The sequence below is a fragment of the Ruegeria sp. CF1 genome, assembly GCF_056537445.1.
Window position 1 is genome coordinate 364,518 of the sequence record NZ_JBQFRN010000002.1, and the last position, 12,045, is coordinate 376,562.

Annotated in this window: 13 protein-coding genes and 1 tRNA gene; 11 read left to right on the forward strand and 3 right to left on the reverse strand. The window is 56.9% G+C overall.

What is annotated here, in order from left to right; all coding sequences use genetic code 11:
* Positions 1-4 precede the first annotated feature (4 nt).
* Both ACRZ96_RS06910 and ACRZ96_RS06915 read right to left on the reverse strand, forming a co-directional pair.
* A complete protein-coding gene (locus ACRZ96_RS06910; RefSeq protein WP_170392110.1) occupies positions 5-691 on the reverse strand; it encodes a hypothetical protein in 687 nt (228 codons plus the stop codon).
* Positions 692-733: 42 nt separating this feature from the next.
* Positions 734-1,396 carry a DNA-3-methyladenine glycosylase I gene (locus tag ACRZ96_RS06915; protein ID WP_480814350.1) on the reverse strand — a complete coding sequence of 221 codons (663 nt, stop codon included), beginning with the start codon at positions 1,394-1,396 and terminating at the stop codon, positions 734-736.
* A gap of 334 nt (positions 1,397-1,730) precedes the next feature.
* On the opposite strand from ACRZ96_RS06915, the gene ACRZ96_RS06920 reads away from it, so the two are divergent.
* The 6 genes from ACRZ96_RS06920 to ACRZ96_RS06945 all read left to right on the forward strand — a co-directional run bounded on the left by ACRZ96_RS06920 (position 1,731) and on the right by ACRZ96_RS06945 (position 8,812).
* Positions 1,731-2,681, forward strand: a complete 951-nt coding sequence (locus ACRZ96_RS06920; protein ID WP_170392106.1) for an ABC transporter substrate-binding protein — start codon at positions 1,731-1,733, stop codon at positions 2,679-2,681.
* Between the two features lie 10 nt (positions 2,682-2,691).
* The gene (locus tag ACRZ96_RS06925; RefSeq protein ID WP_170512340.1) at positions 2,692-3,741 is read left to right on the forward strand and encodes a betaine/proline/choline family ABC transporter ATP-binding protein; all 1,050 of its coding nucleotides are present in this window, start codon (positions 2,692-2,694) and stop codon (positions 3,739-3,741) included.
* Positions 3,738-5,801, forward strand: coding sequence for an ABC transporter permease (locus ACRZ96_RS06930; protein WP_480706742.1), 2,064 nt, complete (start codon positions 3,738-3,740; stop codon positions 5,799-5,801). The genes ACRZ96_RS06925 and ACRZ96_RS06930 overlap by 4 nt, the downstream gene beginning before the upstream one ends.
* 105 nt (positions 5,802-5,906) lie before the next feature.
* Positions 5,907-6,572: an NnrU family protein gene (locus tag ACRZ96_RS06935; protein WP_170563835.1), complete on the forward strand. Its 666-nt coding sequence runs from the start codon at positions 5,907-5,909 to the stop codon at positions 6,570-6,572.
* Positions 6,573-6,644: 72 nt separating this feature from the next.
* Positions 6,645-7,181: a DUF2478 domain-containing protein gene (locus ACRZ96_RS06940; protein ID WP_480706739.1), complete on the forward strand. Its 537-nt coding sequence runs from the start codon at positions 6,645-6,647 to the stop codon at positions 7,179-7,181.
* Between the two features lie 158 nt (positions 7,182-7,339).
* Complete coding sequence (locus ACRZ96_RS06945) at positions 7,340-8,812, forward strand: ArnT family glycosyltransferase (RefSeq protein ID WP_480791137.1); 1,473 nt, start codon at positions 7,340-7,342, stop codon at positions 8,810-8,812.
* An 86-nt stretch (positions 8,813-8,898) separates the two neighbouring features.
* Here the strand turns inward: ACRZ96_RS06945 and ACRZ96_RS06950 are convergent.
* Positions 8,899-8,982 (reverse strand) — tRNA-Tyr (locus tag ACRZ96_RS06950).
* A gap of 116 nt (positions 8,983-9,098) precedes the next feature.
* Between ACRZ96_RS06950 and rlmB the strand changes: the two genes are divergently transcribed.
* The 5 genes from rlmB (at position 9,099) to ACRZ96_RS06975 (ending at position 12,006) form a co-directional block, all read left to right on the forward strand.
* Positions 9,099-9,872, forward strand: a complete 774-nt coding sequence (gene rlmB / locus ACRZ96_RS06955; RefSeq protein ID WP_170625271.1) for a 23S rRNA (guanosine(2251)-2'-O)-methyltransferase RlmB — start codon at positions 9,099-9,101, stop codon at positions 9,870-9,872.
* A 12-nt stretch (positions 9,873-9,884) separates the two neighbouring features.
* Positions 9,885-10,160 carry a hypothetical protein gene (locus tag ACRZ96_RS06960; RefSeq protein ID WP_255612144.1) on the forward strand — a complete coding sequence of 92 codons (276 nt, stop codon included), beginning with the start codon at positions 9,885-9,887 and terminating at the stop codon, positions 10,158-10,160.
* Positions 10,161-10,335: 175 nt separating this feature from the next.
* On the forward strand, positions 10,336-10,707 hold the full coding sequence (locus tag ACRZ96_RS06965; RefSeq protein ID WP_170735482.1) for a YHS domain-containing (seleno)protein: 372 nt from the start codon (positions 10,336-10,338) through the stop codon (positions 10,705-10,707).
* A 291-nt stretch (positions 10,708-10,998) separates the two neighbouring features.
* Positions 10,999-11,469 (forward strand): CoA-binding protein, encoded by a 471-nt coding sequence (locus ACRZ96_RS06970; RefSeq protein ID WP_170392089.1) that lies wholly within the window; start codon positions 10,999-11,001, stop codon positions 11,467-11,469.
* A 120-nt stretch (positions 11,470-11,589) separates the two neighbouring features.
* Entirely contained in the window at positions 11,590-12,006 is a 417-nt protein-coding gene (locus ACRZ96_RS06975) for a VOC family protein (RefSeq protein WP_480706735.1), read from the forward strand.
* Positions 12,007-12,045 lie beyond the last annotated feature (39 nt).

Here is a 12,045-nt window from a genome sequence, read left to right on the forward strand (position 1 = left end):
AAGCTCAGCGACAGATGCCATTAATCTCTGCGCCCGCCCAGGGTATCAGGACGGAGCTTTCACGCCTGTTACCGGGCAATTTCGAGACTTCGAATTGCGCGCTTAGCATATCGTGCAGGCGCTTGGTTCGAGGTGCGTCGGGGTCGAGCGCCCGGCAGCAAACATATTCCTCGACGATGGCGCCCTGCTGTTCGTAGCCATAGGCCAGAAAATCGGGCGAAGTATCAAGGTCGAACAGGTAAGGATCGTCCTTCCGGCCATGCTCTGCCGCAGCGCGGAACGGGTGATAACCAGTTGTCTTGCGATTTTGCCACTGCCAGACATGGGTTAATTCATGCGCAAGCAACATTGCCCCGATCAGGTTCACCTGATCGGGGTACTGGCTCATGTAGTCGTCCAGATACCAGTCCTTCGTGAAGTATACATGATTGAACAGCGCAACGCCCGCGGGTTTGCCGGTCACGGTTTCCTCTTTGACAGGTGGTAAGATCCGTTCACGGCAGGCAACCCGAGGGCGGGCTTTGCGGGTAAATGTAACCGCTGCGACGGGGGCACCCTCTACCAATCGCACACGATCCAGATTCAATGTGTCTCCGTGGATTTTACTGACAAATGCGCGCTCGTGATCGGTTAGAGGTCGACCACAGGCTACACATAGAAACAGCAATGAAATCAACAGGGGGCGGATCATGGCATTAAGCCTAATGCGGCAGCTCGGCGCTGCAAGTCGTTTTCAAAGGCTCATCGCCAGAACCCGGCTGATTTCCGTCAGCGATCGCCCGGATTGTCCCATCCATGTATTGAACGCGGCCTGCACCGCGGCCATTGCTTTTTTGGAGGTTGCAGGTTTGTCGATAACGCCCTCAGCGATCAGACGAGCTGTTACATCTTGGGACAGAATAAAGCTGTCCCGTCCGGCAAACCGCATAGCATACTGCGCCGAAGCACCGCCAAGCCGTGATCCGCGCTTGGCGAGCATCTGTAGCAAGCCGACATAATCCTGTGATGGCCACCCGCCCAGAATTTGCCCGACGCCACCTTCCGCGCGGAGTTCTAGCAGAAACGCGGCATTGTCGCGCACTGTGGCAATCTTAGTTCCGTTGCGGACAATGCGGGTGTCCTGCAGCAGTGCGTCGAATTTCTCGTCATCCATGAATGCGCAGCGTCCAATGTCGAAGCCGTCAAATGCCGTTTCGAATCCGTCCCACTTCGATTCGATCACTTTCCAGTTAAACCCTGCCTGGAACACGGTTTTCGTAATAATCGATAACCAGCGATCATCTGGCATCGACACCAATTCGGCGATTGGTTTAGGCTTGCTTAGCTTGCTTTCCAGTTCGGCGGGGCCGCCGTGGCGATCAGCCGATATCTGGTAGATCTTTTCAAAGTGACGCATCTCCCAGACCCTCCCTTATCCAGATGCTGCCTTATTAAGAAGATTTGACAAGGCAAATCAGATCTTGAGATGAAGCGCGTGTTTTATATTGACTAGTCAATCAATATCTTTGACGGTTCCGAACTGACGGTGTTAAGTGTATGTATTGCCGAGTGGAGCAGCAGGGATGGGTCGTGGTTTCACGCTAGATGAAGCGCGTCGGACCCGGAACAACTGTTCCCTTTCCTTTTTCGGCTAAACTTGTGCATGTTGCGAAATGTGCTGTGACCACAAATGATCCTGGGCGGGCTCGATATCGCCATGGGGCAAACGTAAAAAACAGGGAGTTGTTGTTATGAAAAAGCTAAGCGTAAGCTTTTTGGCTATCGCAGTGGCCGGGGCGGCCCATGCCGCAGATATGGGCGCGGTCGATGAACCGATCAAGCTGGCGATCAACGAATGGACCGGTCAACATGTGACCACCCATGTGGCAGGTGAGATGCTGAAGGCCGCCGGTTATAACGTAGAATACGTGACCGCCGGGATGATGAATCAGTTCCAGGCGTTGGCCGATGGGGACATTGACGCGACATTGGAAATTTGGTCGTCCAACGTGTCCGACGAATATGCCAAGAAGATTGATGAAGGCACCGTTGTTGAAATCGGCGATCTAGGGCTTGATGCCAAGGAAGGCATTGCCTACCCGGCACATGTAGCGGAGCTGTGCCCGGGCCTGCCTGCGTGGGAAGCGCTGAAAGAGTGTGCGCAAGTTTTTGCTACGGCTGAAACTCTGCCCGGTGGCCGTCTGGTCGATTACCCAGCGGATTGGGGTACGCCCGGCGCGGATCGTATGACCGGTCTTGAATTGCCGTTCAAAGCGGTCCCCGCGGGTTCCGAGGGCGCTTTGATCGCCGAATTGCGCGCCTCGACCGAGCGCAAGTCGCCGTTGCTGATCACCTTCTGGCAGCCACATTGGGCGATGTCGGCATATGACGTACAGTTTGTCGAACTGCCTGCAGGCGAAGAGGCGTGCTTTAACGATCCGTCTTGGGGCCCGAACCCCAACGCAGTGAATGATTGCGATTTCTCGCCGTCACGTATCTTCAAGGCCGGTTGGAGCGGCATGGCAGACAAGTGGCCCGCTGCCTATGAAATCCTGACTAACTATCAGCTTTCGGTCGAAGACCAGCAGCCAATGATGGGGGCGATCGACGTAGATGGTGGCGCGGTCGAAGAAGTCGTCGCGGCTTGGATGGCCGAGAATGAAGACAAATGGCGCCCCGTCGTTGACGCGGCAACGCAGTGAGTCCGCTTAAGTGACTGAAGCGAATACGCCAGCCATCGCCTGCCAGAATCTCTGGCAGGTGTTTGGCCAAGGTGCCGACAAAGCTCTGACCGACGCGCTGTCTCGGTCAGGGAGTGACGCTGACAAAGCCGCCGCCGATTTGCGCGAACTGGGGTTTATCCCTGCTGTTCAGGATGCCAATTTCGAGGTCAAAGAAGGCGAGCTTTTTGTCATCATGGGTCTGTCCGGCTCGGGCAAATCGACGCTGATTCGTTGCATTTCGCAACTTCTGCCCGGTACGGGCGGCGAGATCCGTGTGGATGGCGAGAATGTCATCGGTGCATCGAAGAAAACCCTGACTGAACTAAGGCGCAAGAAGCTGGGCATGGTTTTCCAGCATTTTGGCCTGTTCCCTCATATGACCGTGGCCGAAAACGTGGCTTATCCGCTGCGTGTGCAAGGCGTTGGTAAAAAGGAACGTTTGGCGCGTGCGCAGGAAGTAATCTCGCTGGTCGGCCTGGAAGGCCGCGAAGATAGCTTTCCTCGGCAGCTTTCGGGTGGTCAACGCCAACGCGTAGGGATCGCGCGCAGCCTTGCGGTGAATCCCGATATCTGGTTTCTGGACGAGCCGTTCTCGGCCCTTGATCCTTTGATCCGTCGCCAACTGCAAGATGAATTCCTACGCATCCAGGCGACGTTGAAGAAATCCATCGTCTTTATCACTCACGACATTCAAGAGGCGCTGAAACTGGCCGACCGCATCGCCATCATGCGCGATGGCAAGATCGTTCAGATCGGCACGCCGACGGATATCGTGCTGCGTCCGGTGGACGACTACGTGCGCGAATTTTCTAAGGACGTGGCCAAAGGCCAGCATGCCAAGGTTGCTTCGGTCATGCGTGATGATGCTGATCGTGGGCCGGATGATCCGGGCTTGACCACATCCATGACGCTCGACGCGGCGCTCGCACATTGCATGGAGCTGTATGAACCCGTTCCTGTCCGCGATGCAGACGGCAATATTGTCGGTACGGTTCATCCGTCCGATCTCGCCGCAGCCCTGCAGGTGGATGAAGCATGACCGCTGTGACGGATATCCCCGCGCGGCAGGCCCGCCTGACGGCTGGGGCGCAGGCCGCGCTGATTACCCTTGTCGTTGGCGCGGTTTGCCTTGCGCTGGAAGGCGTCGCCCCAAGGCTGGTCACATGGCCCAAAGAATGGGAACTGCCTGCAACGCAATGGGTTGGGGCGTTTCTCGACTGGTTTCTGAATGGCATTAAACCGGCGATGCGGTTGTTTTCGGACCTGATGACGTATCCGATGAATGCTGCAAACTACGTGCTCGGCAGCACGCCCTGGCCGATCTTGATTGGGGTCGTCACTGCGCTGGGTTGGTATCTGGGCGGTTTGCCGATGGCGGCGCTGGGGTTCTTTGGCCTCAGCTTCGTTCTGGCTTCAGGCTATTGGGCCGAGAGCATGAATACACTGGCCCTTGTCGCCGTATCTGTCCCCGTGGCGCTGATTATGGGCGGGGCTATCGGTATTCTTGCCAATGAAGTGCCACGTGTGAAGGCCTTTGTTCAGGCAGTACTGGACATCATGCAAACGGTGCCGACCTTTGCCTATCTGACGCCGCTGCTGCTTCTGTTTGGCTTCGGTCCGGTGGTCGGCCTGATCGCTTCGGCCATCTACGCCGCGCCACCTATGGCTCGCAACGTTATGCTGGGGCTGGAACGGGTAGAGCCCGAAATCAAAGAAGCTGCGATCATGTCCGGCGGGACGCGCTGGCAGCAGCTCTTTCAGGTCGAAATTCCTGCTGCCACGACTCAGATCATGGTTGGTGTGAACCAATGCCTGATGGCCGCCCTGTCGATGGTGATCATCGCTGCGGTCATCGGCGGCTTCAACGACATCGGCTGGGAAGTCCTTTTGACCATGCGCAAGGCACAGTTCGGTGAATCCCTCATGGCCGGTTTGGTCATCGTTGTCTTCGCAGTGATCATCGACCGGATGAGCGGTACTTTGGCAACCGAGCGCAAGCGATATGACAGCCGCGTTGTCTGGGCGATGCTGGGCTTTGCAGTGCTATTTACCGCTGCCTTCTGGTCCCGGTTGCCGAACCCGTCTGACCTTACAATTCTGGACCCGATGGCCGAGGCGATTGACACCGGCCTGACCTCATTTACGCAGGCTAACGGGCCTTGGCTGGACGCACTCAAGAACAACTCTCTCTTCTATGTGTTGTTGCCCTTGCGGATCGGTCTGGACCAGGCTGTACTACCGTTCACCTGGGGGTTCCAGTGGACCCCGAGCATGAGCTGGGGTCTGTTCGCCGCCGGTGCGGCTATCGCTCTGCTGATGGCATGGCGCGGGCATCTGACCGGTGGACTGATCGTTCTTATCCTGATCGGCATGCTGGAAACCGGCATATCAAACCTGCCTTGGCCGTTTGTCCTGACCGGCGCGGCTGCGCTGGGTTGGGTCGCGGGTGGCTGGCGTCTTGCAGCGCTGTCGGTTGGGCTGCTGTGTACCATCCTCGTTTCAGGCCTGTGGGAGCGGGCACTCCTGTCGCTCTACCTCAGCGGTGCCGCAGTGTTTTCCTGCGCAGTAGTCGGAGGGCTGATCGGTCTTGCCAGCGCAGTTTGGGGGCCGGTCTGGAAAGTGGTTCGCCCGATCTGTGATATGCTGCAGACGATCCCACTGTTTGTGTTCCTGATCCCAGTTCTGATGGTGTTTCAGATCGGTGAGTTCTCGGCCTTCCTGGCGATCTGCGCCTACGCCATCGTCCCGATGATCCGCTACACGCGACACGGGCTGGTCAACACACCCGAGGAAATGATGGAAGCCGCAATCTCCAGCGGCGCGACCGAGTGGCAGATCATGCGCGACGTCCGCGCGCCCTATGCCGCACCGACCATCCTACTGGGGCTGAACCAGACCATCCTCTATGCCTTCGCCATGCTGGTGATTGCGGCACTGATCGGGACAACCGGTCTGGGCCAGTCGATTTATCTGGCGCTGGGACAGGCGGATGTGGGGCTTGGCATCTCGGCCGGTGCTGCCATGGCAATTTTAGCACTGATCGCTGATCGTATGGTGCAGGGTTTTGCCGAGGAACGCCGAAAGGCACTGGGCCTGTAAGACAGGGCAGGGGCGGGTAACCGCCCCTTTGCCCTCACTTGATTTCGGACAAAGACCAGCGCGCTGTCACGGCCTAAACCGGGCGCAACACGTTCGGAGATTACGATGACCGGTTGGGGCCTCTTCCTCGCAGCACTTGCCACATTCCTTCTTAGCCACATGATTCCAGCACGCCCCGCAGTGCGCGGCTGGCTGATCGGTACGATGGGAAAGCGCGCATATTTCGCCAGCTATTCAATGATTTCGCTAGCAGTTTTGGCCTGGTTGATCATCGCCGCCGCAAATGCACCCTATGTCGAAGTGATCCCGCCGCTTCCAATCTTTCGCTGGGTGCCTTTGCTGGTCATGCCTATAGTCTGCTGGTTGGCCATTGCGGGCCTGTCGATCCGGAACCCGTTCTCATTCGGAGGGCTGGGGCACCGTCCGTTCGATCCCGAAAACCCTGGAATCCTGCGCACGACGCGTCATCCGATACTTGCGGCGTTGATGCTATGGGCTTTGGCACATCTGTTGGCCAATGGAAGCCTGTCGCATGTCATCTTGTTCGGCTTGTTTGCTGGCTTTGCGGTGATGGGCATGGCGCTCATTGATCACCGCACCGCGCGCAATTTGGGGACGCAGTGGGTACGCCTTTCCCGCAATACCGCGCGCCTGTCACTCAGCGCGCCCCGCCCTTGGCCCAGCCTTTGGGTCTGGTTGACTGCTTTGGCTTCTTACGCGGTTCTCCTCCACCTGCACGCATCGGTGATCGGGCTTTCTCCGTTGCCTTAATGGATGAAGGTGGTCGGACAAGCCGACGCGTGCTATCTGAAAAGTCACCAATTGAACTTTGAGGTCCAAAAAATGCATCTGGCCTATGTTACGACAACCGATCGCGGCGCAACCGATCGCCTGCTTAGCGAATTTGCGGATGGTCTTGTGCAGGCCGGAACACCGATTGCCGGGGTTGTGCAGACCAACACCGAATGTGCCGACGGATATAAATGCGATATGGATCTGAAAGTCATGCCGACCGGGGAAACCATTCGCATCTCACAATCTCTTGGCAAGAACGCTCGGGGTTGCCGTCTGGATCCGGCTGAATTGGAACGGGCCGTCGGCCTCGTGACGCGGTCGCTTGAGGATGGCCCTCAATTGCTGATCATCAACAAGTTCGGAAAGCACGAGGCGGACGGGCGGGGCTTTCGCCCTATTGTCGCCGACGCACTCGAGCGTGAAATTCCCGTCTTGGTGGGCGTCAATCAGTTGAATATTGAAAAGTTTCAGGAATTCGCCGGCGGCATAGCCGAGGCGCTTGGCCCCGATGTCAGCAGCCTGACTGAGTGGTTTGACAAAATATCCCAAACTGACGTTCAACCCGCCGCGGCATCTGGCGGCTGAAGCCCAGGCATCCATCTGCTGAGCTGCGCGCATTGTTTCACGCGCCCAACTGCCGCAAAAATGGTGGACTTGAGCCCACACATCGGGTCTAGCTTCGGTCAAAGTTGCAATCCGGCGGCCAGATATCCTGGGCGAGTGCCGACGAAATGGGCTTATCCATGATCGAAGATCAGTGCGTCTCAGATGAGCGATCTCTGGAAGCCGCTTGCGGGGTCGATGACCCGGCAGCGAAGCAATCCCGTCTCGATGGGTTGATGTCGACAGATCGCTTCTGGTTAAGCATAGTCACGGCTTACTTTCTGCTTCATGTCGTATTGCGAGTTGCAACCGGCGGCGCGCTTGGTCTGGATGAGGCTGAGATACTTCTTGATGCGCGCCGCTTGGAATGGGGCTACGGCCCGCAACTGCCACTTTATGCCTGGCTGCAATGGGGCATCTTTCAGATCACCGGTCCCGGCATATTAGGGCTGTCACTGCTGAAGAACGGGATGCTGCTGGCGACGGTTGTCACGCTGTACCTGACCATACGAACCCGTCATGCGCCACTGTGGGCAGGGCTGTCGGTCCTGTCACTTCTGATGCTCTATCAGTTTAGTTGGGAGGCGCAACGCGCGCTGACGCATACCGTTCTGGCCAATCTCTGCTCGGTTCTGACCTTCGCGGTGATTTGGGGGCTAATTCGCAAACCGACGACTTGGGGATTCGTCTTGCTGGGCGTAGTCGTGGCAATGGGAAGTTTGTCAAAATACAACTATGCGATCGCGCTGCTGGCCATGTTGCTGGCGGCTTTCAGTGCATCTGAGACGCGCAAGCCTCTCTGGTCGCCTCGACTGCTGCTTTCGTTGGGTGTCGCCGCATTGCTTGTCACACCACCGGTGCTATGGGTTCTGAACAATCCCGAACACGCATTTGCAAGCGCGCGCAAGTTGGACATGAGCAGCGATGGCCCAACCACATTGATCGCGCTGCAAGGCTTGGTTGAGTTGGCCTTGGCGTCGGCTGGGTTTGTATCGCTCTTGCTGATCGTACTGGGCGTCCTTTGGTCGATCTATCTCAGGCAAGGGGTGGCCGCCAAAGGCGATGATCTGTGGCGATTGATGACGCGTACTCTAGTCTGGGCGTTGTTACTTATGGCGGCTGTAGTGCTTGTGAGCGGAAGCACCAACGTAAAGGATCGCTGGCTGCAACCGATTTTGATTTATGCCGGCCCCGTACTGTGTTTGTGGCTACTACCCAGAACAGGTCGTAAAGGCGTAAACCGATTTGCTCAGGTCAGCGCCGTTCTAGCGGTGTTTATCGGACTGGCGATGCTGCATCACAATCTGGCAGGGGATGCCAAACGCGCGGCCCCTTTCGCTACTTTGACCTCTGAGATAATCGCGCAAACAACGCCCGAAAGTGCAATTGTTGCTGACAATTGGATTTCCGGAAACATGGCCTATTTTGCGCCCGATCAGCCTGTTTACAGCGATCGGGACCCGCGCGCGCCAAATGCTGCTCTTCGGGTTTGGGAATCGGCTCGAAATGTCCCGAAGGACGTCGACCCAGCACAGGTGAAAACCTTGGTAGCGCCATACCGCTTTGACAACAACGAAGAGATGACGCTGTCATTTGGACCTGTGTCGCAATAGCGCGGGGACCATGGAAGTTGACATCGAACGTTGCTATCACCCAGATATCGGCCTGAACGAATGGCTCAATTTTTTCGGTGAGTAAGTGGTGGGCGACCCTGGAATCGAACCAGGCGTGCGTCTCCGCGAGGGAGTTACAGTCCCCTGCCACACCTTGCGGCCTGTCGCCCACTGTCAGGCGTTGCACCTGACGTGGAGGCGTGATTACTAGCGCGTCTAAAGGGCGTCAACAGGAAAATACCGCTTTGACGCAGGAAACCGAATTCCCGGCCCGGAGGCCCGTATCATGAAGAAACCAAAGTGGGTCGTTGAGAAGGAACAGGCGCGCAAAGCGGCTGCGGCAGAAACCGTCTGGCTGTTCGGTCTACACGCCGTACGCGACGCGCTGATGAACCCGAAACGGCAGAAGCTGCGCCTGATTGTGACGCGCAATGCCCGCGACAAACTGCTGGAAGCTATTGAATTTGCGGAGATTGTACCCGAGATCGTTGATCCGCGAAAATTCACCGCACCGATTGATCCGGGATCGGTTCATCAGGGCGCGGCACTTGAGGTCAAGCCGCTGGAATGGGGTGGGCTTGCCGAGAATTGTATCGGGCAGGAAAACCCACGTGTGCTTCTGCTGGACCGGGTGACAGACCCACATAACGTCGGGGCGATTCTACGCTCGGCAGAAGTGCTGGGCGCCAGCGCCGTCATTGGCACCCGCCACCATTCAGCGCCCGAGACCGGCGCTTTGGCAAAAACTGCCAGCGGCGCGTTGGAACGACAGCCCTATCTACGCGTGCGCAATTTGGCCGATACGATCATCGAGCTGCAGAACATGGGGTATTTAGTCCTGGGTCTGGATGGTGAGGCCGAACAGACGATAGAAGCCACGCTGGGCGACAAGCGTGATCGCCCGGTGGCGCTGGTGCTCGGGGCCGAGGGGCCCGGGTTGCGGCAGAAAACCAAAGAAACCGTCGATCAATTGGTAAAAATTGACGCGGCGGGGGGATTTGGTTCTCTAAACGTCTCAAATGCCGCGGCTATCGCACTATATGCATCCAAACCCAGATGACAGGAGGCCCCCATATCCACTCCACATAAAATTGCCACCTGCTGCTATTGCGGTACCCGTGCCGCATTGGTTCTTCGGGGAAAGCAACAGCACGAGCTGAGTTGCGCAAGCTGCGGCGCACCCCTGCATAATCTCAAGATGGTGCCAAAAGCCAAACTGGCAGATCGGCCGATCAAAAGTTACCAGCCGGCACAGAAGCACAAAAAATACAAAAAGAAGAAAAAGCGGGGTCTGTTCTCAAAGGTGTTGGACGAAGCCTGGGACGTGATCGAAGACGTTTTCGATTAACAACCGCACGCCCGTTCACATCGGCGTCATGGGGGTTTCAGATACGGTTTGAAATATGCATCTTGAAGCCCTCTAACCGCAATCCAGTGAATCACCTATGTTGTCTCGACGTTCCTTCTTGATCAGTCTCTTTTGTACCCCGTTTGCCTCTGTCGTCGGTGCGCAGGAAATGCCCATGTTCTACGTGGACGATGGGATGGCGGTCTCAGGCTATGATGCGGTTTCTTATTTCAAGGCTGGAGCACCAGAGTTGGGTCAGCCCGACATAGCGCTGATGTGGAAGGGTGCGATTTGGCGGTTTGCGTCAGAGGAAAATCGCGATCGATTTGAACGCAATCCGCGCGCCTATGCCCCGCAGTTTGGTGGTTACTGCGCCTATGCGATGGCGAAAGGCCTGCTAAGCAGTACCGATCCCAAGGCATGGCAGATTGTGGATGGGCGGTTATATCTGACCCACTCGGAAGCGATCGAACGTATCTGGGAACGCGATGTCACCAATTACATCCGCGAGGCCGAGGGGCATTGGCCTGCGGTTCTTTACCAATAAAACCTATTGCTCTTGGCTTAAGATCGGCGCGCGGCTTATGTAACGAGCCGTTCTGACCATGATCGCCGAAGGAAATGCGCACGGTCCCATTCGGCGGCATTCCGCCTTTTGTGATGTGTCATCACAAAAATGCGCGCGACCTCTTTTTTTTAGAAAACTCATGCTTAAATGTCACAGTGACCGCGGAATGGAACTGCCGCGGGTCATTTCACTGTCCCTCGTTCCAACAACTGGCGCTCAGGAGTTTCCTGGGCGCTTTTTTCTTTGCATGCGCTTGCTTATGGTGTGCTCATGAATGACTACTCCGACGATGTTCTGACCCAAATCCTTAGGCGCACCAAAGTGGTTGCGGTGGTTGGGGTTTCAATGAACCCGGTGCGGCCCAGCTATTACGTGGCGCGTTATCTGTCGCTCAAGGGATATCGGGTGATTCCGGTCAATCCGGGCCATGCAGGCAAGATGCTGTTTGGCCAGACGGTGCAGGCTTCGCTGTCCGATATTCCCGAGCCCGTCGATATGGTTGACATCTTTCGCCGCTCCGAGGCCGTGCCACCCATTGTCGACGAGGCGCTGGATGCGTTTCCCGACTTGCGCACCATCTGGATGCAGATCGGAGTTGAACATGCCGAGGCCGCTGCTAAAGCGCAGGCCCGCGATATCGACGTAGTCATGAACCGCTGCCCCAAGATCGAATATCAGCGCTTGTTTGGCGAACTGCGTATGGGTGGGTTTGCGACTGGAGTGATTTCGTCCAAGCTGTGACGGCCCTGACGTTTGTGTCTACGTCCCGGCCTGAATTGAACAGAAATGGTGCATTTGTTGAGGGGGAGGTCCAATTGACCTATACCCATTCAGCAAACCAATAAGACAGGACCATGCGGAATGATTGCTTATGTGACTGTTGGTGTTGACGATATCACGCGTGCCGAGCGGTTTTATTCGGCGTTCCTGCCCGCCCTTGGTTTTGCGTTGGAGCGGTATCACGGAGACTTGAGCTATGCGCTGCCAGTGCCGCCGGGGCAATCCCCGGTTCAGCCCGAGTTCTATGTAAAATCACCCTTTGATGGAGGCGCGGCTTCGGCTGGCAACGGGTCCATGGTGGCGTTTGAGGCGCGCACCCAACAGCAGGTTCGCGACCTTCACGCCGCTGCGCTTGCCGCAGGCGGGTCTGACGAAGGCCAGCCGGGCTTTCGCGCCTCGTATGGTCCGAATTTCTATGTCGGCTATCTGCGCGATCCTCAGGGCAACAAAATCGCGCTGTTTTCCAGCAATCCAAACGAGCCGGGGCGCGACGGGTAACGCTTTCGTCGGGTCGCTATGGCGCTTCGATCACTGCCC

Coding starts and splice junctions, on each gene's coding strand:
- ACRZ96_RS06930 (WP_480706742.1), top strand. CDS start 3,738: ATGACCGCTGTGACGGATATCCCCGCGCGGCAGGCCCGCCTGACGGCT.
- ACRZ96_RS06915 (WP_480814350.1), bottom strand. CDS start 1,396: ATGCGTCACTTTGAAAAGATCTACCAGATATCGGCTGATCGCCACGGC.
- ACRZ96_RS06920 (WP_170392106.1), top strand. CDS start 1,731: ATGAAAAAGCTAAGCGTAAGCTTTTTGGCTATCGCAGTGGCCGGGGCG.
- rlmB (WP_170625271.1), top strand. CDS start 9,099: ATGAAGAAACCAAAGTGGGTCGTTGAGAAGGAACAGGCGCGCAAAGCG.
- ACRZ96_RS06970 (WP_170392089.1), top strand. CDS start 10,999: ATGAATGACTACTCCGACGATGTTCTGACCCAAATCCTTAGGCGCACC.
- ACRZ96_RS06975 (WP_480706735.1), top strand. CDS start 11,590: ATGATTGCTTATGTGACTGTTGGTGTTGACGATATCACGCGTGCCGAG.
- ACRZ96_RS06945 (WP_480791137.1), top strand. CDS start 7,340: ATGATCGAAGATCAGTGCGTCTCAGATGAGCGATCTCTGGAAGCCGCT.
- ACRZ96_RS06965 (WP_170735482.1), top strand. CDS start 10,336: ATGTTCTACGTGGACGATGGGATGGCGGTCTCAGGCTATGATGCGGTT.
- ACRZ96_RS06940 (WP_480706739.1), top strand. CDS start 6,645: ATGCATCTGGCCTATGTTACGACAACCGATCGCGGCGCAACCGATCGC.
- ACRZ96_RS06910 (WP_170392110.1), bottom strand. CDS start 691: ATGATCCGCCCCCTGTTGATTTCATTGCTGTTTCTATGTGTAGCCTGT.
- ACRZ96_RS06935 (WP_170563835.1), top strand. CDS start 5,907: ATGACCGGTTGGGGCCTCTTCCTCGCAGCACTTGCCACATTCCTTCTT.